This window comes from Paenibacillus sp. CMM36, assembly GCF_053570945.1.
Genome location: NZ_JBSEDY010000004.1, coordinates 150,531 through 176,871 on the forward strand (window position 1 = coordinate 150,531; position 26,341 = coordinate 176,871).

The 26,341-nt window shown below is 32.7% G+C and carries 33 protein-coding genes; 7 read left to right on the top strand and 26 right to left on the bottom strand.

All coding sequences use genetic code 11. The features are described 5' to 3' along the window. Positions 1 to 97 precede the first annotated feature (97 nt). From ACWA2B_RS10680 to ACWA2B_RS10710, 7 genes are all read right to left on the bottom strand, one after another. The gene (locus ACWA2B_RS10680) at positions 98 to 1,990 is read right to left on the bottom strand and encodes an ATP-dependent DNA helicase (RefSeq protein WP_449292130.1); all 1,893 of its coding nucleotides are present in this window, start codon (positions 1,988 to 1,990) and stop codon (positions 98 to 100) included. A gap of 288 nt (positions 1,991 to 2,278) precedes the next feature. Continuing rightward, positions 2,279 to 2,740 carry a hypothetical protein gene (locus ACWA2B_RS10685; RefSeq protein ID WP_449292131.1) on the bottom strand — a complete coding sequence of 154 codons (462 nt, stop codon included), beginning with the start codon at positions 2,738 to 2,740 and terminating at the stop codon, positions 2,279 to 2,281. Between the two features lie 52 nt (positions 2,741 to 2,792). Beyond that, on the bottom strand, positions 2,793 to 2,975 hold the full coding sequence (locus tag ACWA2B_RS10690) for a hypothetical protein (protein WP_449292132.1): 183 nt from the start codon (positions 2,973 to 2,975) through the stop codon (positions 2,793 to 2,795). A gap of 24 nt (positions 2,976 to 2,999) precedes the next feature. Then, on the bottom strand, positions 3,000 to 3,635 hold the full coding sequence (locus ACWA2B_RS10695) for a hypothetical protein (RefSeq protein WP_449292133.1): 636 nt from the start codon (positions 3,633 to 3,635) through the stop codon (positions 3,000 to 3,002). Positions 3,636 to 3,865: 230 nt separating this feature from the next. Beyond that, the gene (locus ACWA2B_RS10700; protein ID WP_449292134.1) at positions 3,866 to 4,171 is read right to left on the bottom strand and encodes a hypothetical protein; all 306 of its coding nucleotides are present in this window, start codon (positions 4,169 to 4,171) and stop codon (positions 3,866 to 3,868) included. Between the two features lie 228 nt (positions 4,172 to 4,399). Further along, positions 4,400 to 5,104 carry a hypothetical protein gene (locus tag ACWA2B_RS10705; protein ID WP_449292135.1) on the bottom strand — a complete coding sequence of 235 codons (705 nt, stop codon included), beginning with the start codon at positions 5,102 to 5,104 and terminating at the stop codon, positions 4,400 to 4,402. Positions 5,105 to 5,127: 23 nt separating this feature from the next. Then, positions 5,128 to 5,454, bottom strand: a complete 327-nt coding sequence (locus ACWA2B_RS10710) for a hypothetical protein (RefSeq protein ID WP_449292136.1) — start codon at positions 5,452 to 5,454, stop codon at positions 5,128 to 5,130. Positions 5,455 to 5,890: 436 nt separating this feature from the next. Here ACWA2B_RS10710 and ACWA2B_RS10715 point away from each other — a divergent pair, with 436 nt between their 5' ends. After that, on the top strand, positions 5,891 to 6,583 hold the full coding sequence (locus ACWA2B_RS10715; protein WP_449292137.1) for a hypothetical protein: 693 nt from the start codon (positions 5,891 to 5,893) through the stop codon (positions 6,581 to 6,583). A gap of 191 nt (positions 6,584 to 6,774) precedes the next feature. Here the strand turns inward: ACWA2B_RS10715 and ACWA2B_RS10720 are convergent, their stop codons facing one another. The 16 genes from ACWA2B_RS10720 to ACWA2B_RS10795 form a co-directional block, all read right to left on the bottom strand. Continuing rightward, on the bottom strand, positions 6,775 to 7,002 hold the full coding sequence (locus ACWA2B_RS10720; RefSeq protein ID WP_449292138.1) for a hypothetical protein: 228 nt from the start codon (positions 7,000 to 7,002) through the stop codon (positions 6,775 to 6,777). A gap of 44 nt (positions 7,003 to 7,046) precedes the next feature. Continuing rightward, complete coding sequence (locus ACWA2B_RS10725; RefSeq protein WP_449292139.1) at positions 7,047 to 7,700, bottom strand: hypothetical protein; 654 nt, start codon at positions 7,698 to 7,700, stop codon at positions 7,047 to 7,049. Positions 7,701 to 7,736: 36 nt separating this feature from the next. Next, on the bottom strand, positions 7,737 to 8,045 hold the full coding sequence (locus ACWA2B_RS10730) for a hypothetical protein (RefSeq protein WP_449292140.1): 309 nt from the start codon (positions 8,043 to 8,045) through the stop codon (positions 7,737 to 7,739). Between the two features lie 183 nt (positions 8,046 to 8,228). Further along, on the bottom strand, positions 8,229 to 8,417 hold the full coding sequence (locus ACWA2B_RS10735) for a hypothetical protein (protein ID WP_449292141.1): 189 nt from the start codon (positions 8,415 to 8,417) through the stop codon (positions 8,229 to 8,231). A 78-nt stretch (positions 8,418 to 8,495) separates the two neighbouring features. Next, positions 8,496 to 8,927 (bottom strand): hypothetical protein, encoded by a 432-nt coding sequence (locus ACWA2B_RS10740; protein WP_449292142.1) that lies wholly within the window; start codon positions 8,925 to 8,927, stop codon positions 8,496 to 8,498. A 95-nt stretch (positions 8,928 to 9,022) separates the two neighbouring features. Beyond that, positions 9,023 to 9,187: a hypothetical protein gene (locus ACWA2B_RS10745; protein ID WP_449292143.1), complete on the bottom strand. Its 165-nt coding sequence runs from the start codon at positions 9,185 to 9,187 to the stop codon at positions 9,023 to 9,025. Next, positions 9,180 to 9,422 (bottom strand): hypothetical protein, encoded by a 243-nt coding sequence (locus ACWA2B_RS10750; protein ID WP_449292144.1) that lies wholly within the window; start codon positions 9,420 to 9,422, stop codon positions 9,180 to 9,182. Before ACWA2B_RS10750 ends, ACWA2B_RS10745 begins: the two co-directional genes overlap by 8 nt. A gap of 122 nt (positions 9,423 to 9,544) precedes the next feature. Further along, positions 9,545 to 9,709, bottom strand: coding sequence for a hypothetical protein (locus ACWA2B_RS10755; protein ID WP_449292145.1), 165 nt, complete (start codon positions 9,707 to 9,709; stop codon positions 9,545 to 9,547). A 40-nt stretch (positions 9,710 to 9,749) separates the two neighbouring features. Continuing rightward, positions 9,750 to 10,001 (bottom strand): hypothetical protein, encoded by a 252-nt coding sequence (locus ACWA2B_RS10760; RefSeq protein WP_449292146.1) that lies wholly within the window; start codon positions 9,999 to 10,001, stop codon positions 9,750 to 9,752. A 152-nt stretch (positions 10,002 to 10,153) separates the two neighbouring features. After that, positions 10,154 to 10,333 carry a hypothetical protein gene (locus tag ACWA2B_RS10765; RefSeq protein WP_449292147.1) on the bottom strand — a complete coding sequence of 60 codons (180 nt, stop codon included), beginning with the start codon at positions 10,331 to 10,333 and terminating at the stop codon, positions 10,154 to 10,156. Positions 10,334 to 10,457: 124 nt separating this feature from the next. After that, on the bottom strand, positions 10,458 to 10,637 hold the full coding sequence (locus ACWA2B_RS10770; protein WP_449292148.1) for a hypothetical protein: 180 nt from the start codon (positions 10,635 to 10,637) through the stop codon (positions 10,458 to 10,460). Between the two features lie 34 nt (positions 10,638 to 10,671). Further along, the gene (locus ACWA2B_RS10775; protein WP_449292149.1) at positions 10,672 to 13,677 is read right to left on the bottom strand and encodes a methyltransferase; all 3,006 of its coding nucleotides are present in this window, start codon (positions 13,675 to 13,677) and stop codon (positions 10,672 to 10,674) included. A 556-nt stretch (positions 13,678 to 14,233) separates the two neighbouring features. Next, positions 14,234 to 15,421 (bottom strand): hypothetical protein, encoded by a 1,188-nt coding sequence (locus ACWA2B_RS10780; RefSeq protein WP_449292150.1) that lies wholly within the window; start codon positions 15,419 to 15,421, stop codon positions 14,234 to 14,236. 22 nt (positions 15,422 to 15,443) lie between these two features. Then, complete coding sequence (locus ACWA2B_RS10785; RefSeq protein ID WP_449292151.1) at positions 15,444 to 15,605, bottom strand: hypothetical protein; 162 nt, start codon at positions 15,603 to 15,605, stop codon at positions 15,444 to 15,446. A gap of 570 nt (positions 15,606 to 16,175) precedes the next feature. Next, positions 16,176 to 16,325: a hypothetical protein gene (locus tag ACWA2B_RS10790; protein ID WP_449292152.1), complete on the bottom strand. Its 150-nt coding sequence runs from the start codon at positions 16,323 to 16,325 to the stop codon at positions 16,176 to 16,178. Between the two features lie 24 nt (positions 16,326 to 16,349). Continuing rightward, positions 16,350 to 16,982, bottom strand: a complete 633-nt coding sequence (locus ACWA2B_RS10795; protein WP_449292153.1) for a hypothetical protein — start codon at positions 16,980 to 16,982, stop codon at positions 16,350 to 16,352. Positions 16,983 to 17,113: 131 nt separating this feature from the next. Between ACWA2B_RS10795 and ACWA2B_RS10800 the strand changes: the two genes are divergently transcribed. Further along, positions 17,114 to 17,335 (top strand): helix-turn-helix domain-containing protein, encoded by a 222-nt coding sequence (locus ACWA2B_RS10800; protein WP_449292154.1) that lies wholly within the window; start codon positions 17,114 to 17,116, stop codon positions 17,333 to 17,335. A 353-nt stretch (positions 17,336 to 17,688) separates the two neighbouring features. Here the strand turns inward: ACWA2B_RS10800 and ACWA2B_RS10805 are convergent, their stop codons facing one another. The 3 genes from ACWA2B_RS10805 to ACWA2B_RS10815 all read right to left on the bottom strand — a co-directional run bounded on the left by ACWA2B_RS10805 (position 17,689) and on the right by ACWA2B_RS10815 (position 20,918). Beyond that, complete coding sequence (locus ACWA2B_RS10805; protein WP_449292155.1) at positions 17,689 to 17,889, bottom strand: hypothetical protein; 201 nt, start codon at positions 17,887 to 17,889, stop codon at positions 17,689 to 17,691. A gap of 1,249 nt (positions 17,890 to 19,138) precedes the next feature. Then, complete coding sequence (locus tag ACWA2B_RS10810; protein WP_449292156.1) at positions 19,139 to 19,816, bottom strand: hypothetical protein; 678 nt, start codon at positions 19,814 to 19,816, stop codon at positions 19,139 to 19,141. Between the two features lie 46 nt (positions 19,817 to 19,862). After that, complete coding sequence (locus ACWA2B_RS10815) at positions 19,863 to 20,918, bottom strand: tyrosine-type recombinase/integrase (protein ID WP_449292157.1); 1,056 nt, start codon at positions 20,916 to 20,918, stop codon at positions 19,863 to 19,865. Positions 20,919 to 21,088: 170 nt separating this feature from the next. Between ACWA2B_RS10815 and ACWA2B_RS10820 the strand changes: the two genes are divergently transcribed. The 5 genes from ACWA2B_RS10820 (at position 21,089) to ACWA2B_RS10840 (ending at position 26,337) form a co-directional block, all read left to right on the top strand. Further along, positions 21,089 to 21,346, top strand: coding sequence for a hypothetical protein (locus ACWA2B_RS10820; RefSeq protein ID WP_449292158.1), 258 nt, complete (start codon positions 21,089 to 21,091; stop codon positions 21,344 to 21,346). Beyond that, positions 21,343 to 23,943: a hypothetical protein gene (locus tag ACWA2B_RS10825; RefSeq protein WP_449292159.1), complete on the top strand. Its 2,601-nt coding sequence runs from the start codon at positions 21,343 to 21,345 to the stop codon at positions 23,941 to 23,943. The genes ACWA2B_RS10820 and ACWA2B_RS10825 overlap by 4 nt, the downstream gene beginning before the upstream one ends. A gap of 195 nt (positions 23,944 to 24,138) precedes the next feature. Continuing rightward, positions 24,139 to 24,435 (top strand): HU family DNA-binding protein, encoded by a 297-nt coding sequence (locus tag ACWA2B_RS10830; RefSeq protein ID WP_449292160.1) that lies wholly within the window; start codon positions 24,139 to 24,141, stop codon positions 24,433 to 24,435. Between the two features lie 508 nt (positions 24,436 to 24,943). Continuing rightward, on the top strand, positions 24,944 to 25,138 hold the full coding sequence (locus tag ACWA2B_RS10835) for a YonK family protein (RefSeq protein ID WP_449292161.1): 195 nt from the start codon (positions 24,944 to 24,946) through the stop codon (positions 25,136 to 25,138). Between the two features lie 11 nt (positions 25,139 to 25,149). Next, positions 25,150 to 26,337: a hypothetical protein gene (locus tag ACWA2B_RS10840; RefSeq protein WP_449292162.1), complete on the top strand. Its 1,188-nt coding sequence runs from the start codon at positions 25,150 to 25,152 to the stop codon at positions 26,335 to 26,337. The last annotated feature ends 4 nt before the right edge of the window (positions 26,338 to 26,341 follow it).

Below are 26,341 nucleotides of genomic sequence, written 5' to 3' on the forward strand. Positions count from 1 at the left end.
ACGTTCCACTCCTTATGTATTTTCACATCGTAAAATTCAACTTTTATCTTGAGGCGCAACCAAATATTTAGTGGTCACGCCCTCAAATTCAACCCTGTCAAAACCTTGGTATTACTTTTTCTCTTACAAATTGCTCCACCAACTCAATGTCTTCCGTATGTTTTTTAAATGGTAAAGAACTAAGCACAGCCTCTCTATATGACTTTTTATGACTTTCACTTATTCGAGAATCCAAAATACTAATAATACCTGTATCTACCTCTGATCTAATAAGCCTCCCCGTACCTTGACGTAACTTTATCAGCATCTCAGGAAGTAAAATTTCATTCATATGATCTTTTGAATTGTTTATCTTATATTCGGTAATTGGATCATTGGGGACGGGAAAAGGAAGTCTTACTATTATTACTTGTGATAAATCAGGACCAGAAATGTTTATTCCTTCCCAAAAAATACCCGTTCCAAACAGTACACCTTTACTTTCTTTAAACTCACTTAATACTGATTCTTGCGAAGATCCTTCTTTTTGTATAAGGATATTCCAATTAACGTCCATTGAAGATAAATTGTCAGTTACATATCTAAGATCCTCTTTTGCAGAGAATAAAACCAGCGTTCTTCCCTTAGTTAAATCACAAAGATATACGATTTTATCTAAAGCAGCTTTTAGGAAGTTGCTCCTGTTATCCTGTCCGTTAATTCTATACAAGGGCATATCATTAGCGATATACATCAAAGCATTATCATGATAATTATAAGGAGAGAACTGCTGCTCACCAAATACGCCCATATACCCCAATGCTTTTGAAATATAATCGTACTTTTCTTCAAGCAACTCTCCCGACTGACACATTGTAGCCGATGTTAAGATAACTGAATTTCTACCTGCAAACAGTCTATCACTCAAAACATCTTTTATATTTTTCGGGCAGTAACTAATTTCTACCTTATTTTTATTTGATTTTTGAGACCATATTAGATGGTCTGTCTTAAGATGTCCTAAGACTTCAAATAGAGTATGGAAATTTCTCAGATCTTGTAACAAATCATCAATCTGTCTTTCTTTTTTGCCTGTATCAAGCAAAGACGTAGAGGTAATTAATTCTTTCGTAAATTCAGTTAACTTCTTAAAATCAATTGTAGTGAGTGGTGATATAGCATACCTTTCAGACTCTGTTACTCCAAAATCTGAAATTTGTTTTTCAATTAATTCGAATAAATTATCCACATCCTTTAAAAGGAGGGCTATATTCTTCATGTGAGTATAAACACCTCTAGAATCAAGTAATCTCGAAACATTCCCTATAGACCACTTTACTTCTGATAAATTGAATGTAAGAGTTAATGCACTTCTAACCTTCTCTTCGAAATTATGAGCTTCATCAATTACTGTCAGTGCATTATTGCTTGTTATAAATCCTCTTCCTGTTTCATACTTTCGAATTAGATCTCTAATTAACAAATCCTGATTTACTACAATAAAATCGATTTGCCAAGAATCAGACTTTATTAAGTTTCTCATCTCATAAAATTCACACGTATTTCTATAAGTGCATTTTTCATAAGTACACTTTTGTACAGCAACCCTATTCCAATCTTTATCTTGTATACTAAAAGATAAATCACTTCTTTGTTTTACCTTTCCAGAAGAAATTGCAGAAACTAAAGTTTCAAATAATTGATCTTCATTTTTTAATAAACCCATTTCAATTATCTTTTCCGTTCTTTCTTGGCATGAATAATTCCCCATCCCCTTGCCAATAACTGCTTTAATGTTATCAAAACCCAATTTTTGAGAGATATCATCTATGTCTTCAAAAATTTGCTCAGACAACTGAATTGAGGAAGTCGCTATAACAATAGGTCTACCGATCATTTTGTTGATTAATAACGAAGGAATCAAATAGGCATATGACTTTCCAATTCCAACACCTGCTTCAATTATCAGGTTATTATCGTCAATAAATGCTTCTGCTATGTCCAATGACATATTTTCTTGACCTTCCCTAGGATGCATACCATACTCTTCGATATTCCTATATATTTCGAAAATTTGATTTATAAGAATAGGTTCTAATCTTTTTTTATTTTGATGCCGACTAAATGACCAAGAAATATATATCTCCCCCTGTTATACGCAATTAGTTTATATTATATCATGTAACCCAATAGAGAGAGAACATATGTACGAGAAAAATCAGATCAAATAACTGTTTCATTTGATTTCAACTTTTGAATGATTAAGTGGTATCCTTACTCTTTTCATATCCTCATAACTTCATTTTATTTCTTTAAGTAATTGATTATTTTTAAGAAATCCACACTTATCGTAAAACAATTTTAGTTCTTCATGTGTTATACCCCCGCCTTCTCGCATATTTCCTGTTATTTTCGTTATTTTGTCAAATTTCACTTCAGTTGAATTCTTGTTATATTCCTCCACTTTAGCATTGTAAATATGGATAAGTTCTAATAAAAATTCTAGCATAATTCTACCATGACCAATTCTTCTTATCCGTGATTGAATTTCTTCAATAATAAGTTCGTCTTGAAAATAAGTAAAATATAAAAACGAAGGTTCTTGCCACTCACTATATTTTAATTCTATCTCTCCCGAGCTTCTAAATAATTCTAGTCGACCAAGGTCAAAAGTTACCTCCACTTCATTAGGGGGAATTGCCTTATCAAATTTTTTTAGATAATAAAATTGTTTGCCATTTATCTCTATTATTCTACTCATAAGTTCCTCCATGTCTTCAGATAATGAGTTTGTTTAAAATACTATTCTTCACCTAATAACCATCAATAAAGTCTTTTGCTTCTTGCATAGTGCTTGCTTCCCACTCATATGAGCGAATACCTTTACCGTAAGCCCATTCCTCTGGTGTATACACAACAAACAATGGCGATCCCATAGCAATATCTTGCGTCTCGTGGACTTTAAAACCTTTATATTGTGTTACCTTTGTAGTCATTTTGTTTTCCTCCCACCATGATAATTATCTTTCTTTTAGCCAATTTATAATGTAATTTACTTCGGTTTGATTCAAACTTCTCTTCCCAGCCTCAAACTCATCTATAAATTGAATTAGGTTATCTTTATCGCTTTGCGTCTTGTTTTGTTTTTTACTTATTAAAGATCTAATGTAGTTAATTTGTTTTTCGTTAGCCTGTTTCCCTTCAATTTGATTGTCCTTATTTTTCAATAATATCATAATTCGTACAACAAATTCCCAATCCATTCGCTTTATGGCATCTTGATATAAGTCGTTTAAAGCTTCTTCTGGCTCTTTTGCTTTTTCTTTCACTATTTGGGGCTTAACTTTTATTTGTTCTTTGGTTTGTTTTTTCGACTCAAGTTCATTTAAGTATTTAGCAAGTCTGTCCTGTATTTCTTTAGACTTTACAACTTTAAGCAAATCAGATTCAGATTTGATAATAACACCAGCTCCCCCGCAGCCATAGCAAGTTGATCCATCTTTAAGGTTATAGGAGTATCTTCCACTTCCTCCACAACGTTTGCAGGCTGGTGCTGCTCCAGTTGCTAATAAACGTTTAAATAGCCTCCCTTTGTTCATATCCTCAACTTTCATAGCCTCAAAAATTTGCTTCTGGATTGTGGAGAATGTTTTCATGTCGAACCTCCGTAATATCTTAATCAAATACTGTTTTTACTTAGACACGCAATTATCTATTTCATATCTGGCGCAATAAACCCATCTAGTATCGCTGTTAATTGTTTTATAAACATACACATGATCCCATCCATTTCGAATCATTGCTTTCTTGTGGTATGCTCTCTCTTCTTCGGTGGTATCTTCATAATCTCTAGTGATAAACTCAGATAAAATTCCATACATCTCCCCTACAATTTTTCGATTTTTCCCATAAGAGTGCTCTTTATGTCTTTGTAGCCCTTGTTTTGTTTTATAGAAACAATGGTTTCTTTACTTGAAGGATCATCAAAGATATATCCAACAGTTCCTTTATATGATCTGCTTCCAACAACTTCAATCTTTACATTGTCACCAACCAGCACACCATATTTTTTAAATCTTTCATTGCAAATCCGCACCACTTCCGCTCTATATTCTTCATAACTTTGACCATGTTTTGGTGCTTGCTGTACAAACCATTGTCCTGAGCCGATTTCAATACTTTTATTACTCATATACTTCTCCTCCTTCAATTTCCTCACATGCTTCATTTTTATTTATTTCTTATAAAATCGTTGTTTTACTAGCTTGGTTTACAATAAGGCGTTGCCCATTCCAATACACTGTTTCTTTTTTTTATACTGTTATCTTAACACACAATTACTATAATATCAATATTCATTATATTCATTTGTTTGATAAGAAAAAACTGAGCCTTTTATTAGACTCAGTTCATAATCATTTTATTTTAGTTCAATTAAACCATTCTTATCCTTTGTGTATTTACGCCCTAAGGTTTCTGATTCTAGAGTTTCTTGCCCCTCAATGCTGCCTACTTTTACACCATTTAATACTATTTTTCGTATTGCTTTTATACTTGCTTCTAAAGCTATTTTTTCTTTCTTATACTTACTAATAATCTTATCTTTCTTAGTAATGCTTTCAGCATTAGCTGATAATTCTAATTCTTTTATTTCTAAATGATGCTTCAGATCTCTGACTTCTAATTTTAATTCATTAATAGTTGATTCTAAGTCACTAATATTTTTCATATCATTAAGCATTTTATTCATCTTTGTTTGAAAGGTTCCTACTACTACATTCTGGTGTCCTTCATTTGCTGCTGGTTCAGTTATTAACGATTTTTCTTCATGCACTTCCTTGGACTGCTTATTCAAATATATGAGATTATTTTCTTCAATGTAATTCTCTAATGTTCCATGTTTCTTGGTGACGCTCTGATGCTTCTGATAAATTGCATGAGGATTCTTATTAATGACTTTTGCTGCCGTTCTAATTGCACCCCATTTACTATTCCCCTTATTAATTTCATCTTTCATTATCTCATTGAGTGTTATCAAATCGGCATCTGTCCAAACGCCTCTCTTTTGTTCTACAGTAGATATTTCTTCAACTTTCAGGAGATAGTCTCTTACCTTGACTGCCACCTCACTGTCTCTTAATAGCATTCCTATTCGCAATACCGCCTTTTTGGGAAGAGTTTCACGACAAATTGCTTACTGGGCAAGGCTTTTGTCAACTTGTTAAAAGCCTCATCCTTGCTTGTTAAAGTATGAACACCGTCCGTTTGAAACTCTTTTTTGTATCTGGTAAGCATATTTCCTATTACGGCGTATTCTACCTCATAAAAATCTGCAACTGTTCTAACAGTCATATGTTTCTTGTCAGGTAACATAGAAAGAGATTTCACTTTTTCAAGCACTTCAGTTCTATCTATGTATTGATCTCTTACATTTTTATCCTCAACAAAGTTATCTATCTTCAACAAAGCTCCCATAGTAATTCTCCTTTATATTTTTATTTATTTGTAAGATTGGATTAGTTCTTCAAGTTTCATTATTTCAGGCTTTTGCAGTGGCTGCTTATTATTAATAAATAGCGAGAACAACGAATTACTTATGGATAATTTACTAGCAATAAATGATTTCTTAATTCCTCTTTCACTAATTAACTGTAGCGTTCTTTCTCTTAGTGTCATGCACTCACCTCCGTTAAAATTTATTTTAATTTTCTCTTGCAATTAATATATCATCTCACTTACACTAAGTCAATATATTTCATTATATTCATTTGTGAATCAAAACAATTTGATACTCTCTCTTGATTTTTGATAATTTATTTAGCGTATGGTAGTATATTCCTTGTAAATCAAATCCATAATAAGGTATCGAATGGTTTTGTTTTACTATTATTACTAAGGAGTGATTAATAAAGTGAAAAAATTGCTAAGTTTGTTTGTTGTGTTGGTATTATTTTTAGGTGTTCTTCCTTACTCGGTTAACGCACAGGATTCAACCATTAACACCCCAGAGGACTATATTAACTATCTAAAGTCCAATAATAAAGGTCTAAGCTCGCAGAACGATAATGATTCATCTGTTGTTCTAGAGCAGTTCCAAAGTCTCTCAAAAGAAGATCAACAGAAATTTGTTGATTACATGAACAATCCTGAAGCAATTAAAGCTATTTTTAATGCAATGCAAAATGGCGAAAATGTAGACCTATACAATGGAGATATAAAAGTGAGGGTAAACCAAAAGGAACCAGAACACCCCATTACTCCTTTTGCTACAGTTTATAAGCCTTACGCTGAAACTGTGGCTTCAACATTGGGCGTCAATATAATTACAACTCAAGTGTATGTACAGTACAGAGTTAGTGGAGGCAAAATAACCGAAATACTAAATGGTGGTGGATTAGTTACTAGAAACTGGTTTCCTGTTGTAAATATCAGCATAAAAGAAGATAAACCATACATTAATTCAGATAAGAGCAGAGCTTACGAAACTGCTTACTTCACTTGGAACTTTATACATTCTTCGCTTGGGGCAGTAGTAGGAGTTGGCACACATACAATTTGGGGCTTTGCCGATGGTACTTACGGTGCATCATTTTCAAAGTCATAATTAAAGGATTTTACAATGAGAAAAAAAATATATTTAATTTTAGGATTAGTACTTGGCGTATTACTTGTTCTATATATTTTATCCAGACTGCTATATAATAACTGGCATAGCTAACAACAAAAAAAGAAGCGTTTGAGATAATTACTCAGCGCTTCTTTTTTTATGATCAAGGTAACATTTTACCTCATTGTTTATTTACTTTCGATACTAATAACGTATTCCCATTTAATCATTGACCCATTTTCAATTTCTACATAATCTTCATTTAAGTCAGTAATCAATCCAGAATATTCCTTATCATAATCTGTTTCATCAGTAACAAGTACAATATTCGATTTCCCTTTAATAAGTACAAGTTTCTCACCTTCATTTTCAAAAACGACAGCAGGTTGGACATGTAGATTTTTAATATTTTTCATTTGTTATTCCTCCAATGTTTTGATGAAATTAAAATTTTACATTCTCAACAACCGCAATATTTATCTTTAAACATACTCCATTTATTCGATATACTTCCGGGCAACTCAGTCCAATGCGTTTCCTGCCCACATTTCCAACATCTAAATACTCCTTTGTCATAACCTTGAAACCTAAAATGATGCTCAAAATCTAGAGCAGCCATTAGATCGTCAAAGACTTGCTCACTTGGTTCTTTTGAATAATAGTCCTTAACGCTCTTACAATCATCGATACCGTTACTGCAAAAGTGTTCTGACACCCATTTGCCTTGCTTATCTTTCCCTATTTTTATGTCTTCAGCAAGAGTTAAATAGACATGTGAAAAGTCAACCACTTCATCATTTATCGCTCTATCAATATATCCAATACTTTTTTTGAAATTTTCTAAATATGTAGTAGTCTTGATGTCTTCAAAAAATGACTTAATTTTAATCCACTCTTCAGGGAATAGGTTTTTGTATAATTCTTTTGATGTTGTTATGTAACCGCCGTTTTTCAATGCATCTTCTCTATCTTTGGCTTGATATCCGAAAGTTAGAATAATCTCATGATCGGAACAAGGAAGTATCTTACTAACTGATTTTAATTTAATATTGCCATAGCCAATTTTTTCAGGCTGGTAGTATTCAATCGTTTTATTTATTAACTCTGTATTCATTTTGTTTTTCACCTCTTCATTGGCCTTTTAGTTATTTTAGAATTCGAGATATTTGTCATCAACATCGACCCCAAATGTTAGATCGTATGGAACATCAACATACAAATATCCGTCCTTAATTTGATAGCTATGATCGAGAACGTATTTAACTGGTATTGGACTTTCTAATTCCCACAGTTCTGTATCTTTTGCGAAATCAGCAGATAGAATAGAATTAGAAATGCCCATTAGACAATGACCATTGTCCTTTGTATAAGCATAAAATGGCTCTAATGTGGCGGGTAAATTAGAATAAGACTTTGATTGGTCAATCATGTGTTTTATTAATTCAATGCTCTTCCTCATTATAGTCCTCCTGTAACATTACTTTCATTCATTTTGTTTGCGTTATATAACTCTTTATGAATATATTATACATTAAAGCTACTCAGCAATCAATTGATATTATATATATTTCATTATTTTTACTTATTCATTTTATTGGGGTTATATTTTATTGCGTCAAAAAAAGCAACCCTCAAAGGCTGCTTAGTTGATTACCATATGAATTTTGTTCGCTGCAATCGCAACAATGTCGATAAGCTTTTTCATACCAGTAGTCATTACGCTAGCAACATTCTCTGAACTAGCGTCAGGATTCTGAAAAGAATAAATAGCATATCCAAGAAATAAACAACCTACCAAAAATGCAAACCAATCTTTTGTTTTTAATCTCATATAAATCACCTATGCGTTTTTCCTAATTATAACATATGATTCAATATGATGTACAATCTATGTAAAAGACTGGTTTTATCATTCGTATTGATTACTTGTTTTATAGCAATCTTCAATTTTGATTAATGGTTTGTACTTAAAAGGAAAAAAGAATTGTAACTCCAGTTCCGAAATAACTTCTCTCAGTCTTTCTAAAGTCACCCATCCATAATCATTAGTCAAAAATTGTGTTTGGCTGGCATTTAATTCACCACCATCTAACACGCAAATATCTACTAGACCCACATATTCATTACCAATTGAATTTTTAATAAAAGCTGGAATCAAGGCGTATCCCTTATCAGTTTCGCAGTCTATGGCATTTACAGATTCTTTGGCGTACACACTTACAAATGCCGTTTTGAAATCTTTTGCTAGTTTGTGTTGATATTCGCCGTCTTCTACTCTGTCCTTTTCAATATTCTTCGTGATTATATCAATAATATTTAGAAACCTACCAATTTTACTCATATAATTTTTACTCCTTTATAGTTTATGTATTAACTTTATTCTAGCACGTTACATCTATTAATTACTATATAGATCAAATAAGCATTTCATTTAGATTAAACACCAATATAATCTGAGTCGATTTCTAGCCCATCGAATTCTATTGTAATTCTAAGTGCCTTTCTACCATCATAGTACATATCACTTGCATCTGAGACACTAATAGTCATTTCTTCCTTGAGCAGTTCTTTCATTAACTTTTTCATTTCATTTTTATCCATGAATTACCCCTCCACCCTCAACTTTCATAACTTCTTCCATCATTTCATCAATATCTACTACAGGTTGCTCATTAACCGTAATACTATTCTTGTGGATCTCGATTGTGCAATGATTAGTATATATTGTACATGTAGGAGAGATAACGAATGTATATTGATCACCTGACACTTCATAATGCAATCCTTCAGAATCAAGTTTCTTAGTAATTTGTTTCACCAATTTATCAATCTTCATTATTTTCATTTTCCTATCATAAGTTATTTATAAATATACAGTATAATGGATGAAAATATCATTAAATGCGAGTGTTTAAGTTTTTAGTTTGGATATTCATGCACTACATAACTTTATCCCGTTTAAGAATTAATTTTATAAACACTAATCTGAATATAATTGTTATCTTCCAGTTTGGGCAATACCAATGCAGTCAAACTATCTGTTTTATTTATTGCAGTTACAAAATTCATAATATCAGTAGAACTATTAGTTGTTTTCAGTGTAATAACTAATTCTTCTTTCATAATCTATTATCTCACTCCTATGTATTTATATTTTTATTATCTAAGGCAGTAAAGCTATACTTTCACCAGTTTGAACATAATATGCACGTTGTAAGAATGTTAAAGTGTGGTCAGCTTTCCCCTCTAGCACATCGTTTGCCTCTTCTCTACGCCAAGCAAAATATGATTCTGGATCGTTTACTGACACCTTTCCACATTGAACTTCTTCAATACATTCAAGTGCAATGTCAGCAAATAATTTTCTTGTTCTTAGGATTGAGGCTTCTGTAAGTTCTACACCATTAAATCGCAACAATTTTCCTCCCGGCATTCAGATGAAATGAGTATTTTAAGTTGTCTACAATACAGCGTTACTCGTTACAATACATTGTTACAGTTGCAACCTAGCCAGCGTTACTGGCTAACGCTCAGAGCCTAATGCGGTTTATTGTCGCTCTGACGACTTTACAATTGACTTATGCCGTTAACATAGTATCCAGCACTTACAAGCCCATTTATCAATCCTTCTAAACCGTCTCCCAAAACAGTGAAGTTTTTAGTTTGACCAGTATACTCTTTCTTCATCACAATTTTATAAAATTTATTATTTTTAACCTCATACACATAATGATTAAATTCAACCATTCCAACCGCCTCCTATGTATTACTTAACCTTATGGATTTATTATAGCACGTTATTTCATTATATTCAATAGTTTAATTATTTTTTTATTTTAGAAATCGAATGTATCTAAGTAAAATATCAGTTTTATAACCCTTTAGACAACGACTTATATCCTCCACGCTGCTTATACTGTATGTATTGCTCCAGTACTATTTGATTAAATTGCTTTGGAGTTAATTCTGATGGATCTAATTTACCCACTAAATAACTCCAATATAGTCGCGATACACTAGATGGCTTTTTCTTAGTCTTCTTCTTTTTCATGTCATCACCAACTTCCTCTAAAATGCTAAATCACCTAATTTGCTCTTGCTGTCTCTTCTTCAGATTTTTCAATAACAACCAACACTGTATTGACTCCAGTTCCTGACTCCTTAAACGAATCTTCTGGTAGCTTCTCATAATAACCCTTGTCATTTAGCCAGCTACGAAAATGAATACTCTTAGAATCACTAGCAAATGTCCAATGTGGTGACATAATAGCGATGAGCCTTCCCCCATCCTTAAGACAGTCGTATGCTTTTAATACGTGATCAACATCTTTCCCTTTCTCAAAAGGTGGGTTCATAATTACTTTGTCATACTTGGTAAATGGAACAAATTCTATAAAATCATTAGCAACTAACTTATATTGCTTTAACTCAAGAATCTGACGTAGCGAATAATTCCATTCTATACCGTGTAATTCTGCACTTAGGTCATTGTCTTGTATATACTCATTTACACCGTCTAAAATATTCCCATTGCCTGCGCTCGGCTCTAAAATGGTTTCACCATCTCGTATATCAGCCAAGTCAATCATGCGTTGGACGATAGTTTTAGGTGTCGGAAAGTATCCATCAATTTTATATAGTTTAACTTCACTTTCCATTTTCTTAATCTTCTGTTGTACTGGATTGACTGGTTTTTCTATAACTTTTACAAGTGCAGCATATTTATCTATTGCTTCATTGTATTGCTCTGTATTGTGTATTCCTGCTTTGTTCAAGCGCTTCTGCAATTTCGGAACCTCTTGATTCCACCAGCCGTAAACATCGGCATCTGGATTAATAGTCGGATATTTTACCTCATAATTGTGTTTACCTCTTGATTTATATTTAATTCTCATATCTTCTCTAAAGCTACCTACCAATAAAGCCATTTCGAATTCATCCATTATGTTATTAGTTGCCTTTTCTTTTAGATGTTCCAGAATACTAATTTCTAAGTTCAAATTATCTTTTTTCTGTTCTCGGCTTGCTGCTTCTTGCTGGCGTTTCCATGTGTTAGTTAAATAATCACCAGACAAGGCATTCACTTTCCTTTGTGTTGACTCGATTTGCTTATTAATCTTGCTAATATATTGCTGCTGATTGCTATTTTTACTTTCTGTTTCTTCTTGTAAAATTCGTCTTTTATCATTATTTTCATTTGTTTTTTCTGGTTCATCCTTGCTAATTAAATATGCAACAAATCTTTTGGCCTCATCTAATCGACTAGTGGTTTTTAGGTTTGTGTCTACTTCTTTCCCATCCTTAAAAATACGATACATTCCCCACGACTTAGCAATCATATAACTCTTGTGAGCGTATACTCTTATTGTCTCTGTATAGCCAGCTACGGTGATTTGCTTACGATCTATCTTAAATTCTGGTATTTCTACAACTTCATTGACTTCTTTATCTAATGTTTCTTTTTCTAATTGGAAAATTCTTGTTTTGAATTTATCCATACGATTATCAAACTCTTTTTTCATATCCGAAAGCTGACTTAACATATTTCCATATCTGTCTTGCATTTTGTTATAACGTTGAACGTTTAATCCACCTCGACCAGTAACAGCCCATGAAGGATTATTGGCGCGATGATTGAGTGTTTTAATGTATTGTTTATAATAACGCTGCTTAAAGGATTGTAAGTACTTTTTAATTTGGTATTGAAGATATTCATTGTCTGTTTGCGAAAGCACATTTAGAGCGGCTTTTTGGAGTTCGTTAAATGTATTGAAACAATCCTTTTTATAGTCTACCTGAAACAGACTAGATGAATGTAAACGTGATTGTAATTCATCTGAGACAATGTACATGTGAAGGTCATCAATATTAATATCTTCAAACACTGCAATACTAACCGTTTCGTTAAATTCGGTGTTGTTATGATTGTTATAGTCCGCTTGCAATGAAGTTGCAAATTGATTTGTTTTATCTGACTGTTTAGCATACCAAAACCCACGTTTAGACCATCTAAAACCATAAGCTTTAAGTTGTTCAATAATATTGCTTTCAGGTTTTGACGGGAAACGGATCTCAATACCTTGCTTCTCATTGTTGTATGATACTGCTACTTCAGCAGACACATTTACAGCTTCATCGCTTTCCTTTTTCTCTTCTGTAGTTTCGATAGCTGGAACATTAGAAACATTCTGTTTACGAGCTGCCTTCTTGAATACTGTTTTTTCTTGGTATTCTGTAACCTCTTGCAAGGTGTGTACTTTAACAGTGCCTTCTTCAATACCTTTATTTAATCTATCTAGTGTTTGGTAATAGCGCTTAACACTCATACCATTTAGTCGTTGATACCCTCTTTTTCCACTACCCAAAAGTTCATAGGTAACACAGGATTGTGCTTTTGAGTTTGTGTAAATGTCGGTTACTACCCAATAATGCCCATGATAAGAAAAAGACAATACATCATTAACATTTATAGTTTTATCTTCTTTTTCAACTGGTTTAATAACTTTCTTTTCAACCTTAACCACTTCAACCTTTAATGCATCTGTATCTTTAATTACTTTTTCAAATCGCTTAACTAGTGCTTGAAGTTTCTCTGCCTTTTGTTCTTCTTTGCTTTTCTCTTTGTTCTCCCAATTATAGTCATTTACTGCAAATACACCTTTGCCTTTTGCAATAATCTGTCCATCTTTTTCAATATGCCACGAACAACTTTTAGGATTTGGATGCGAAAATGTAGGGTACGTTTCAATAACTTTATACTTCTCAATCATTCCTGACTTTTCTTTTTCCTTCTCAATTAATACTGCACAAGAAGTCTTTTCATTATCAGTTGAAGCCTCATCATTCATCATTGCCTCAAGTTTTTGAATACGTGCATTAGTTTTATATACAGCTTTACCACCTATGTATTTTTTTGCTTGATATCCGCTATAGGACAAGCTAGATTGGTCAATACAAAGAATAAATCCATCTTTTTCAGCAATTCCGCCCCAGTCTGCTGGTGAATAATAGTCAACCATCATATCAGATTCATCATTTTTGAATCCATAAATTTTCCATCCTTTTTCAACTAAAGCCATTGCAATCTTCACTCTTGCTTCTCTTTTGTCTCCGCACCACATAATCATTACAACCTTTATTATCATTATTTTTATTAATATGTTCTTTTTCGTTCTATCTCAATACCAAGTGACCATATATAGTTTGGCCTTTTAACGCTTGCTTGCGTTGCCACTGGCTCTTTAATACTGCTAATTTTGTTTGACTCATTGTGTTTTCACCTCGTTAACCTCTTGTTCTTTATGTACTTATTATAACACGATTCATTATTATATACAATAAATTTCATTATATTTAATTATATAATTTGAGTAAACGACAAATAAACCACCTATCAGATGAATAGATGGTTAGATGAAAAAACAAAATAGCCGCATAGGGTGAATTGCCGAAGGCAAGAGGGAAACGGCGGCAGGTCGATAATGCGTTCACGAAGCGTAGCGTAGTGCCTTATCGAGATGGTGATAGAGTTTCCCTTTATATTCGATATAAGTATATGTTATTATTTTTCCTTTAACACTTAGGTATAAAATACCCTTTATTTATATGTATTTTTTATTAGCTTTGGAATGTAAAATCTCCCAATCATTATTCCTCTAACCATCTTAACAATAAATCACGCATCCTCTGAGATGGTATATAGATATGTATTTGACCATTCTCTCTAATTGCACTTCTCCATATCCATTGAATTAGTTCACCCGTTGCCCATGTATCTTGATCAATCTCTATTTTTCTTTCTTTAAAAAATCCTTCTACAATAGGATTCATAAATCGGTTTGCTGTGTATGCCAAATAAGTTCTATCTTTGTATTGGTTAGTGGCTCTTATATTACACGAAACAAATGATCTTTGATAGCCCGGTGAACTAATCTTACTTTGATAATCCTTAAAAGTTGTCCATATAATTTGATTTGATTTTGCTTTCATCTTGTGTTTGAAATAATTAGACACATTATTTTTAAGTCTAATCAAAGATTGATTCCTTTTTTCATACCAACTATTAGACAGAGAATATTTTTCTTTACCTATGTCATTAAGTGTCCCTTCATATATATTAATCAATGTTTTAAGCCTGTTTCTAACCTCTTTGTCATTGGATTTTCCTTTATGAATAGTAAAAGATGAATCAATATGGTTGATATGAAAATATTCATACTCTATATTATTTAAGTCATAATAATACTTTTGAATTTGCCCTGAAAATTTATATGTGAGAATGTATACCTCTTTAAAAGCATTGAATATTGAATGTGGGAATGTCCATATTAATATAGCTCCACGATAGAATAGCAGATTTTTATTATTGGCCATATTTTTTATATCATTAAACTTTCCATCATACTCCTTTGCTTTCTTGTCTTCATTGTTCCAACAAACATAACCCTCATTATCAACATAAATTAGTTTATTATCAAATAGAAGTTCTTTGTCAGATTTTTTAATAGTTAAATATTCAACTATATCCATAACCTCATCAAGAACTAAAACATAATTACCTGCCTGTATAAGTTCTCTCGTTTCTTCGTTTGATTGTTTAAATAGTGCATGAGTAGAAGCAATATTTCCTCCTTTCGCCAGTAAATCATGAAAAGAGTCTTGTTTTTTCGTAAAATGTCCTTCTGCATCATAGTTCTTAGGATCGAAAAATCTTTTGTTAGGACAGGCATGCTTAATACGATCTATTTCATCTAAAAACGGAGTGATAAAAATATATTTATGGTCTGCGTCTTTATTCATCATTTGAATAGCTGCGGATGTTTTACCTGAACCCATTATAGAATCTACAACTTTAATCTTAGTTATCGTTATCAACCTTTCTGAGCTTAATAAAACCAGTGATCAGTGAATACAACCCTACAAATGAAACAACGCTTATTGACCACCAATTAGGCAACATTGACGCACTCACAAACATGACAATAGCAATAGATAGCCTTGTGGCTGCTTCAGCTTTCATATATAATCCTCCCTTATATAAGTTGATTTTATTTAACTCCTATAATACAATTGTAAGGGAAAAGAGTAGGACGGTGTTAGTTTCCGTCCTTGCAATGTCTTCAAGTTTAAGGGACTTGGATTAGCGTTTAGACCTGTGACGAGGTTTAGACGCTTTTTTCTTTTTCCGCTTCTTCTTTCTTGATGCTATGTATTCGGTGATGTCCTTATACACGAGTCGTAAGAAAGTTAGAATGGATATGATGACTGCTGTTTTCTGCCAGTTGTCCAAGTGGTTTCACCTCCCTCCCTTACATATATAATTATATCATACTTCATATTATATGTACAGTTTTTCATTATATTTATTTGTATGAGTAATATAAAATAAACCTCCTATTTGACGGTTTGAATTGTGGTTTGTGTATATAGGAATGTACTATTGTTCATATATAATCATGTTTCACGTGGAACAATTCATTATATTTAGTTGTATAAGATCAATATTTAATCTTTATTATTACTATAAGCCAAAGTAATATGCTTGTTACAATAGTTACTTTATCTTTAAGTCTCCATGAGTTCATGTTATTCATCCTTTCAGGTGAATATAAACATACTTGCCTTCGTAATTTACTCTATCCATTTGAAAAACCGTAGAAAGTTCAAGAATGTCTAAGTCAGTGCCTAGTGTATGTATGATTGTTGAACCGTTTTGTTTAACTACTCTTATATGCTTCATTTGTTGTCCCTCCTTTTTGGTTACTTAGAAAATTAATATAGGCTCTTTTTTAATAGAAGTAGTTGTACTTTGATAACTAACATATTCACCCATATCATTTATTCCTGTGTCAATCCAACCGTCGTAAATTCTCAATTCGGAATCTTTCTCATAGGTATGCTTGTATAATGTTCTTGAACGTTTAGGCTTATGGATAACGATTAATTTATTATTTTCTTCTTTTGTTTCCCTTATAGTTGTCTGCATTTCATAAGGAAATCCCATACTATTGAAAGCTGTGATTGTTGCTTTAGTGTTTTCTAATACCTTTGTCTTTTCGTCGCTTTGATTAATTATTTTGTAATATGTCTCTCTTGAAATGTAATAAGTGACTTCTTTATTGACATATTGTAATGTTAATTCAATTAGTACGTTGCTAGTGTTGTAGCAGTCTGTATTCATCACTTTTATCCAAAACGATATACCTTCTATTGATAAGTCTAATAAATCATTATAAGAAATTTCTTCTTTGTCCTTAATTGATTGATACGTTGATAAATGTTTGTTGATGTCTCTTTGCCATTCATTGTTTGACAATTCGCCCTGCTGAGAATCAGTATTCATATAAATCATTTGGTATCCATCACGGTTAATACATTTATCGGTTATGTTTATCATTATGTATCGTCTCCTTTTGTGTTCCTTTTGATATCTTTATTATACACTATTGTATATTCATTAGTCAATATTATATCAATAATTTATTCAATATTGTATACTATAATAACCACGTTAAAGGAGATATTATAATGCTCAAATACAAAGGTAGACTAAGAGAAATAATTAAAGAGAGAGACATAAAGCAATCTCAATTAGCAGTAGATGCAGGAGTCCCACAGCCTTATATATCGCGGTTCGACAAGTCAGAACAGCATAATATAAATAATTTGTTTGCAGTGGCTAGAGCATTAGGAATAAGCGTAGAAGAGTTGTTTACAGTTGAGGAATCGGATGAGGATAACAGTGAGTAAGTGGATCGCTTATATGATCCTAAATAGCACAAAAAGAGCCTAGACATAAATCATCTAGGCTCGTATATATCCATTAGTTCTAGTTACTTTCTCATTGAAGCTACAAAGGTAATTACACTTATAAAAATGAACGCATAAGGAATAAAGCTAGGTAATGATGTATTGTTAATGCCCAATAAGACACAGCCAATTATAAATACAATGACCGATAATGTACGTGTCAACATTGTTTTAGAGTTGGTCATACATAAGTCTCCTTTCACACTTGATGCCGTATCATACAAACTTAATGTTATTGTAGCCTAGAGATTAAAAGGAGTCAATCGACCCCTTTTACCTAGACAGGATATGTATTATGCCTGATTTTCACGTTCTAGTTTGTCATTTTCTAGTTTAAGTTTTCTCGTCTCCTCCTTTATCTTTTCTGTTTCAGCTTTAACCTTTTCAGTATCAGCAATTTTTCTAGCCTTATCAGGGAAGAAGTTCATTGCCAATATTGTTGTGGTCAAAGCAGCTCCGACTGTAGCAAGTATTTTGCTTATTGTTTCTATCATGTTGTCACCTCCTTACATATATTATTATAACATATTTCATTATTTTTGGGTATATAAATTTGATAAATGAAGGGGAAAATTTTGAGGTGATATGTCATGATGAGTTATAGATATAGGCTATGAGATGAGATGAATATATAGATAGAAGCAATAGATTAGAGTTGATTGATAGTTTGTATATATAAGTCTTATCTCACGCTATTTCCGTTATAGCTCGATTGAGTTTCCGCTTAGACGCTTTTCCCTATTGGCTGTTGAGTTTGAAAATTCAAATTTAAAAACAAAATCCAATAGAATTTTGAAAATAATTACCATTTAATTCAACTGGTAGAGTATGGATATTGTTAGTCAATGCTTGATTGATGGATAGCCCTAAATGCGCTACAACTATGGTTTTACCTCATTTAGAATAGGGTAGTGGGGGGTAGTTTACATCCAAAAGACACCTATTTTTTACAAATATACCCCTAGCACTTCAACTCCCACACTCAGTTTATTTTTTTAACTTATTGTTTTCATTTATTACATCTTTGTAACTTTCATATCATATTTCCCCTTCATCTCAATCGTAACTTGAATCGTCTAACTCCTTATCTCTCCTATGTTTTTTCTCTCATTACAATTCTGTAACTACACACTTTTTGATCATTTTTAGCTTCCCTGTATCATATTATCCTTTCACTGTTTATACTTTTACGATTCAATAGCCCCAAAACCAAGCCAATTCATCCCACAAACCCTTATAACATATACGTTTTTCATCCATTTATCCTCAATTTACGATTCAACTTTTTTTCATCACGATTGAGATCTCCTCGGGGGTAATTTAACATCAAACGACAGTATGATCCAATCATCCATTGATCATATATTTAATAGCACATACATTATCCACTTTTACTTACACATACATAACCCATTAAACTGTATTTATTGTTCCAATATAATTTACCAATGTTAACAGAGCACAAAAAAAGACAGCCACAATCGACTGTCCTATAATTCAACTTATTTAATAAAATTATCGTCAAACCAACCACAACAAAAAAAACAACAACAGAGAGTTGGATACGCGTTAGCGAAGACATACTCTAAATACTGTATATACATATCTAATATCTATATATCTATTACTAACTTACTAGTCCCCAATTTCTCCAGGACGATTTGGGAGTGGTTCTTGGATTATTTGGGAGTGGATGTTGGATAAATTGGGAGTGGTTCTTGGATAAATTGGGACTAGGTGTTTTTATAGGGTTTCTAGCCTATCGTAATTCAAATAGTAATGGTTGTTATACTTATTGAATAATAGCTTACCCTCATCGTCATATTGGTAACTGGTATGTATTGCATTCTTTTCAATACTAAGTATCCCCTTTTTCTCTAGTAGTTTTGTATACTTAGGAATTGTGTTCTTGCTCATATTCAATTCTCTAATCATGGTTGTTTCAATTCCCGGATAACAATACATCTTCTTACTATTCGTATGATTTATATAACTTTTTAAATAATATAATATTCTTACTTCTTTTCTGTCTAACTTCCGATCTCTCATGGCATATAGAACATTTATGGGTAATTGAGTAAAGTATTCCGTCTCTTCTTTGCTGATAGAGGTCAAAAACTTATCCTTGTTCAAGGTGAGTAAGATGGGCTTATTTTGTTTTAACTCTTCAACTTCTTTCAGTAAATACCTCAGATTGTACAGTTCTTTGAATATAGTCTTTATCGTTTTGTTATCTGAGATACAAAGATAATCTTTTACTTCTGTAGTAAATATTTCGAACTCAAACTTGTTCCCTGTCTTCCAATATAAATACTTCAGGTAAAATACAAATGTAAATCCATTTACGCTCAAGTTAGGATCTCTTACTACATCATTTCTAATGAGAATGGTCTGTTTTACCGCTCTTTTGTTTTCATTCATATTTATCTTCCATCATTTACACAGATAAGCATTTAATCTAATCTGCCTACCTTTCCTCCTTTTCATTAATTAATTTTTTAGCTTCTCTTTGCAGTATAATTTTAATGGATTCACTTTGCTTATTAATGATTTGCAGCAATTCTTCTTTGTTCAGTTTTTCTAAGATATATTCATCAATATCTTCTAACATTCGAATGCCTGCCATATTCGCATAATCTTTATCGTCAGACATATAGTGTTTTAGTGATGCATAGTTTGAATGCCCAAGTTGACTTCTAATCTCCTCAATATCTCCACCAGTCTCTTTTATGTAGTTTGCCGCTACATTTCTAAAACTATGGAAAACTATGTTTCTATCCTCAGAGATATTCATTTCAGCTCTTAAATTTTTCATCATCGCTAAGATTGTATTATCTGACAAGTGAAATACATAGTTATCATTATATTTTTTATAGTACTCCTGCTCCTTTATTTTTAACATCTCATTGTATAAGTCAGGAGATAGTGGACGAGAATGCTTTTTATTTCCTTTGCCAATAATCTTTACAATATAGTTTTGACTATTAGGATCTAAACTTATGTCTGACCATTTAATATGTAGTAAACTTGATTTTCTGAAGCTCGTTGTATACGCTATCCTTATTAGTGTTGCTTTTTCCTGCCCTTTTTTTTGTTTCATTGCCAATTTTGCCATTGTCTCAGCTTCTTTTACGGTTAGCTTACCATAACTTTCTCCATCGTCAGGAAGTTTATCCAGACGAACATCTTCTGCTCTTACGTTATATCTGTTTCGAGACAAGTGCTCATACAATTTGACAATCGGAGCTACCAATGAATTTACGTAGTTATTCCCATAATCATAATCGTCCAACAAATGAGCCTGATATCTAATCATTCGCTCATTTAAGATATCTAGGTCTTTTACTTCTAAATCCTCTATACTTTTTTTTGCATGCCACATAAAGAATCTGCGAATCGCAACTTCATAGTTATAACGAGTAGTTTTACTTCTTCTCTCAACCTTCATCAGATAGGCTGAAACACTTTCAAATACTCTGTTAGTATGTAATCCAACTACATTATTAGTCGATGCTACGCTCATCTTGCGCAACCCCCTTTCATCTTTGTACATATTATACATCATACACCTACACAAGTAAATATAATGAAAATATTTATTTTGTTGACGAATTTAAATCTGTCATGCTATATTATTACCACAGAGATTGATTGTCTCTAAAAAATAAAACTTGAGAGGAATAAAAATACATAATGTCAAAACAGAATAAGAATAAAGGAAATCATTCGATTATTACTTGGGAGGATTTATATTATGATGGATATGAAGTAGATGTTTTTGATCAGAGAGATGTATCAGATTGGATGTTGGAAGGCACAGAAGATTGTTATGAATACATAGAGATGCACGATAATGAAATTATTTGGTTAAAGAATGAAGCTCAAAAAAAATATTATAGAGAACCACACAAGACAACTCTTATTGCAGAGGAGAATAAGTTATCAATTTGAATAAACAAGTACATGTATTTAGTGTCGATACTAGCGCTTTCTATAATGAAGAAGAAATGAAAATACATAGAAGACAAAAAAGAAACTATAGATTCAGAGCTACCTTAAAAGAAATTAAAAGCAAATATTCAAATCATCCATTGTTATTAAACAAAGCTGACCTATACTTAAAGTACACCAATAAACGGATAAAGAAATCTAAAGACAAACTATATGCCCTATTCAGATCAAATAAAACTATTAGATCTCTTCGCCCAAGCGAAGTTGATAAAGAAAATCTGAAGAATATTGTTTCTGTATTTGATTCAACTCTAACAAGAGTCCTTCAAGTCGAAGAAAGTAGTCTCTTTAGAGACATAATCATAGTACAGACATACTTTTTCGATGTTCTAAAAGATATCATTGTTAATGGGTTTCTTTATAACAACGAGAAGTATGTTTGCTTTACAGCAAGTGCTGGGCAAATTAGAACAAAGAAAACTGTATTCATTAAAGAATCAGTTTTCCATGTTCACCAGCGAACACTAATGTGTGGATTAACCATAGAAAAGATCAATGAACTCGGTGGCGTAAACATTAACAAGTATCTGGCATACTTGGCTCTTTGTAATAGTGCAACAGAACAATGGCACGATTTTGATATTAAAAAATCTATTGTCGTTGATGATATGACCACAACTCTAAAAACTAACGTTGACTTTATTTCTGATAAAACATATGAAATTGAACGTAAAGAAATGGATGTACCCATTGAACACACAGATGGCTGTGGAATGATTTTACCTCGTAAAAGTAAAAAGGCAATGATGATTCGCCTTCCTTGGGTCAAAGGGTTACTAGTCCCCTTTCCTTTCGATAAATTTTTAAGAGAAAAAAACAAACAAGTGGGCTACAGTAAATATGGAGTCGTCAAAGACATCTATGGTAAAGAGCATGATATATTAAAAGAAGAAATAGAAGTCATTTTTACAAAGAGTCAGTTTAAAATGTGGAAATATTATAGTTCTTGGTCAGAATATATAAATAAATATTTAAAGTATAATTGTCAGGCTGGAAAGTGCAATGAAGAAGAAGATGTGATTGGATACGCTAAATTAAATTATCAAATGATGCAAACTTTAACCGACATAACAAACGAAGAACTAAAAATAATCAGCTCAGAAACCGTACAAGACATTCGTAAAATTGGATCAGACAAAGACACAATGCTAAAAATCTTGGGTGTCACCAGATACAACAAACACAAAAATCATTTCCAAAAAGCCTTGGAAATTTATCCAGAGCTTCTTAACGACACTTATAGCAAAGAAACAATTAAGCAAGTGAAAAAAAGTTTAATTAAACATGCCAAAGCTGGAAAAATCGATGTGGAGGGAAAGTATACTTTTATAAGCCCTGATCTCTATGCATTTTGCGAGTATCTTTTCTTAGGAATTAATCAACCTCAAGGCTTATTAAAGAATACAGAAGTGTTTTGTGATTTATTTGATAATGCTGTTGAACTAGATTGCCTTAGAAGTCCTCATCTGTATAGGGAACACGCCGTAAGAAAGAACTCGAAGAATAAAGAGATGAAGCGATGGTTTGTAACTAAGAGTTTATATACCAGCATTCATGATCCTATTAGTAAGATACTTATGTTTGACAACGACGGAGACAAGGCCCTAGTCTGTTGCGACAAAACACTAGTCGATGTTGCAAAGAGGAACATGCAAGGTATATACCCTCTTTATTACGAGATGGCTAAGGCAGGAGCGGAACTTGTTAATAGTAAGAGTATATTTAACGGACTGAACGCTGCGTATACGGGGGGTAACATTGGAATCATTAGTAATGATATAACGAAGATTTGGAACAGTGATAATATCGATCTTAATGTTATAAAGATTTTATGTATGGAAAACAACTTTACAATCGATTATGCAAAAACACTGTACAAACCAGAACGTCCAGAGCATATAAAGAAAAACATACTAAAGCATACTAAATCAAAAGCGCCTTACTTTTTTATGTACGCAAAAGACAAAGAAGAGAAAAAAGTTGAGTTTTCAAATAAAAGTGTAATGAATCGTCTGTCAACCCTTATCCCAAATCCTAGAATTAGTTTTAATAATATTGGCTCTGGTAAATTCAACTATAACCTTTTGCTGAGCGATCCCACAAAACCTGTACTATTAGATGAGAACTTAATTGAAGTTTACAAAAGATTAGACAAGAATAAGAAGTTTATGTTCTCTAATGATGGAAACACAAAGTCAAATGACGAATTATTTCATTATACATCCATAAGAGAAAATATATTTTCAAGTAGTAAAAAAAGTAGAAACGAAATTGTTGATGTTTTAATTGAGTACTTGTATAACAACAAAAAAAGCAATTTTAAAACAACTCTATGGTCATCATTCGGGGATATTATATTGGAAAATTTATTAAGAAATCTAAATAAATTAGGAACATGTGAAAGATGCAGAGTTAAATATAGCATAACTAAACAGCGTCAGATTTATTGTGACGACTGTTTCAAAATAGTACGAAAAGAAAAAGAGCGTGACAAAAAGAGAAAACAAAGAAGTAAAAATTGTCCCCGTGAGACATAAAAATAACAATATACATAAAACCCAATGTTTAAAAGGATTTTTTGAACTTTTATTCAGTTCGCTTAATAGTCTTTAAGGGGGACAAGTTTTGACTGATATACAAAGCGAAGAGATCTTTACATTCCCCCACCAAACAACAAAACAAATTTAAGGGAGATTATATAACTATGAACAAAACAGAATTGGTAAAAGTGATTGCAGAAACTACAGGTTATACAAAAAAAAGACGTTGAAGCTGTAGTCGAATCTACATTTGCTACTATTACAAGTGCATTGGCTAAAGGCGAAGAAGTTAAGATTGCTGGCTTTGGTACATTTGAGGTGCGTGAAACCGCTGCTCGAAACGGCATTAATCCGAAACTACTAGCAGAACTCAAAGAGCAAGGTGTAGATACCGAAGCAGCCAAAACACAAGCTACCATTGCTATCGCTGCGTCGAAAAAGCCTGCATTTAAAGCCGCTAAAGCGCTAAAAGATACAGTAAAACAGTAATTTTATAAAGTTTAATACATATATAGAACCATTTGCGGTTCGCGCCACAGGGCAACGTGGCGTTCCCTTCCAGGGGGATCATAATCTCCGTGTTTACCTAGTTTTGAAGTTGTCCACTATATTTTAAAAACATACCTGCTTTAAATTGGTGCTACCCGGCGGTTTCCATCCGCCAAGACGAGCCGCTAGGTAGATTACGGGTAAGGTGGAGTTGCTTGCTTCCAAACAACAGGTAGATATAGCGTGATTAGCAGAATAAATAAGTCAATGAGGTAGAAAAGGTTATCTACGCGCTTACCATATATAATTATGGCGAGTTATCAGAGATCAGGATACGCCGCCCTGCATTGATTTATTATTTTACCAGAAACACAGTTGTCGATTACAGGCAACCAGATGCCAATTTTGAGGAGATTGATCACCTCCTCTTCTCTTTTATGAACAATGATATTCTCTACATGAGATAATTACTGCGTAAATTAAAATAACTAAGGGAGCAACTATACATATGGCAAAAAATAAAGATAGTAAAACAGTTAACCGTACTGGTTTGTTTAATATGGATGACATGACGATCACCCATGAAGATAAAAATGGAGTTCAGGTATTTGATGTTAAATCACTGCTACAGGGATTTGATGGAACTGCACTCTCTCTGACGCTTGCTTCCGACTTTAAACCAAGCCATGTAATTGAAGAATAAGGAGTGTATTGATGACTCCTCTCAAATCACTAGATAACGAGACATACGAAGAATACCTTATACGAATTGGCTCCTATAAAGACGAGTTGGGCTTGTCTTGGAGTAAGATTGCTACGCTTATGAATGAATTTCTCAATGAAGATTTTACAGAGTCTAAATACCGCAAAGAGTTTCATCTACTTACTCGCGGTATCTCGATTGGTGTGAAAAAGTCGTCAACTGATGAGTACAGGCGCGAAATTGAAGATAAAACAATTGAATTACAAAAGCAAAAGTATCAATTTCAAGATCAAAAACGCGAATTCAATAATAAAATCAAAATGATTGCTAAGTTTGAACACTTAAAAGATGAAATTTCAACTAGCATTAAGCAACTTGAAAAAGTTAAGCCTCTCCCCTACTCTCCTGCAAAGGAAAGTCCCTCTTATATTCGCGCAAACGTCCTTTTTTCAGACTTTCACTATGGACAAGAATCGGACAACTCTTTAAACAAATACAATCCGCGTGTGTTTGATAAAAGATTTAATTATCTTGTATCCAAAACGATTTATTATTGTCAGAAACACAATGTTGACGAATTAACAATAGCTTCTATTGGAGATCAAATCGCAGGGTTTATACATCTAACTTCAAGAATTGAACAAAGCGAGGATGTCATTTCTCAAACTCAGTATATATCAGAGCGATTATCTGAAGCCGTTGCAGAGATTGCTAAGTTTGTACCGAAGGTAAGAATCATAAACCTGATTGGTAATCATAGTCGGACTTTTCAAAGTAAAAATGAAGCAATATTAAAAGAAAACTTTGAAAATATTATTCCTTGGTATATGGAAACTCGTCTTAGAGAATTCGATAATATTGAACTATTAAAAGGCGAAGACGGCTATTTTATCGATGAATCATTTGAAAAGCCTCACATATATGTGCATGGCGATTTAGATCATGTCTCAAGTGCCGCTCGACAATTGCCTCAATTCCTCGGAGTGATCCCTCAATATCTCTTCCAAGGCCACATTCATCACGACACAGTAAAAGATTTTGGTAGAACAACTGTAATTTCTAATGGCAGTCTTTGCGGCGCGGACTCTTACGCAATCAGTAAACGTATGTATGCGGACGCAATGCAAAAAATGCACATCTTTAATGAAGATGGACGGATTGAATACAAGATAGATATCAACTTACAAGATATAAAATAAAACA

Bases quoted from the DNA above. Each gene is read 5' to 3' on its own strand.
- ACWA2B_RS10810 (WP_449292156.1), bottom strand. From the start codon at position 19,816: ATGAATGAAAACAAAAGAGCGGTAAAACAGACCATTCTCATTAGAAAT.
- ACWA2B_RS10820 (WP_449292158.1), top strand. From the start codon at position 21,089: ATGTCAAAACAGAATAAGAATAAAGGAAATCATTCGATTATTACTTGG.
- ACWA2B_RS10800 (WP_449292154.1), top strand. From the start codon at position 17,114: ATGCTCAAATACAAAGGTAGACTAAGAGAAATAATTAAAGAGAGAGAC.
- ACWA2B_RS10685 (WP_449292131.1), bottom strand. From the start codon at position 2,740: ATGAGTAGAATAATAGAGATAAATGGCAAACAATTTTATTATCTAAAA.
- ACWA2B_RS10750 (WP_449292144.1), bottom strand. From the start codon at position 9,422: ATGAAGATTGATAAATTGGTGAAACAAATTACTAAGAAACTTGATTCT.
- ACWA2B_RS10740 (WP_449292142.1), bottom strand. From the start codon at position 8,927: ATGAGTAAAATTGGTAGGTTTCTAAATATTATTGATATAATCACGAAG.
- ACWA2B_RS10735 (WP_449292141.1), bottom strand. From the start codon at position 8,417: ATGAGATTAAAAACAAAAGATTGGTTTGCATTTTTGGTAGGTTGTTTA.
- ACWA2B_RS10720 (WP_449292138.1), bottom strand. From the start codon at position 7,002: ATGAAAAATATTAAAAATCTACATGTCCAACCTGCTGTCGTTTTTGAA.
- ACWA2B_RS10730 (WP_449292140.1), bottom strand. From the start codon at position 8,045: ATGAGGAAGAGCATTGAATTAATAAAACACATGATTGACCAATCAAAG.
- ACWA2B_RS10680 (WP_449292130.1), bottom strand. From the start codon at position 1,990: ATGTCATTGGACATAGCAGAAGCATTTATTGACGATAATAACCTGATA.
- ACWA2B_RS10795 (WP_449292153.1), bottom strand. From the start codon at position 16,982: ATGATAAACATAACCGATAAATGTATTAACCGTGATGGATACCAAATG.
- ACWA2B_RS10840 (WP_449292162.1), top strand. From the start codon at position 25,150: ATGACTCCTCTCAAATCACTAGATAACGAGACATACGAAGAATACCTT.
- ACWA2B_RS10790 (WP_449292152.1), bottom strand. From the start codon at position 16,325: ATGAAGCATATAAGAGTAGTTAAACAAAACGGTTCAACAATCATACAT.
- ACWA2B_RS10765 (WP_449292147.1), bottom strand. From the start codon at position 10,333: ATGGTTGAATTTAATCATTATGTGTATGAGGTTAAAAATAATAAATTT.
- ACWA2B_RS10785 (WP_449292151.1), bottom strand. From the start codon at position 15,605: ATGAAAGCTGAAGCAGCCACAAGGCTATCTATTGCTATTGTCATGTTT.
- ACWA2B_RS10755 (WP_449292145.1), bottom strand. From the start codon at position 9,709: ATGAAAGAAGAATTAGTTATTACACTGAAAACAACTAATAGTTCTACT.
- ACWA2B_RS10725 (WP_449292139.1), bottom strand. From the start codon at position 7,700: ATGAATACAGAGTTAATAAATAAAACGATTGAATACTACCAGCCTGAA.
- ACWA2B_RS10700 (WP_449292134.1), bottom strand. From the start codon at position 4,171: ATGAGTAATAAAAGTATTGAAATCGGCTCAGGACAATGGTTTGTACAG.
- ACWA2B_RS10745 (WP_449292143.1), bottom strand. From the start codon at position 9,187: ATGGATAAAAATGAAATGAAAAAGTTAATGAAAGAACTGCTCAAGGAA.
- ACWA2B_RS10695 (WP_449292133.1), bottom strand. From the start codon at position 3,635: ATGAAAACATTCTCCACAATCCAGAAGCAAATTTTTGAGGCTATGAAA.
- ACWA2B_RS10690 (WP_449292132.1), bottom strand. From the start codon at position 2,975: ATGACTACAAAGGTAACACAATATAAAGGTTTTAAAGTCCACGAGACG.
- ACWA2B_RS10835 (WP_449292161.1), top strand. From the start codon at position 24,944: ATGGCAAAAAATAAAGATAGTAAAACAGTTAACCGTACTGGTTTGTTT.
- ACWA2B_RS10770 (WP_449292148.1), bottom strand. From the start codon at position 10,637: ATGAAAAAGAAGAAGACTAAGAAAAAGCCATCTAGTGTATCGCGACTA.
- ACWA2B_RS10815 (WP_449292157.1), bottom strand. From the start codon at position 20,918: ATGAGCGTAGCATCGACTAATAATGTAGTTGGATTACATACTAACAGA.
- ACWA2B_RS10710 (WP_449292136.1), bottom strand. From the start codon at position 5,454: ATGGGAGCTTTGTTGAAGATAGATAACTTTGTTGAGGATAAAAATGTA.
- ACWA2B_RS10780 (WP_449292150.1), bottom strand. From the start codon at position 15,421: ATGGGTTCAGGTAAAACATCCGCAGCTATTCAAATGATGAATAAAGAC.
- ACWA2B_RS10805 (WP_449292155.1), bottom strand. From the start codon at position 17,889: ATGATAGAAACAATAAGCAAAATACTTGCTACAGTCGGAGCTGCTTTG.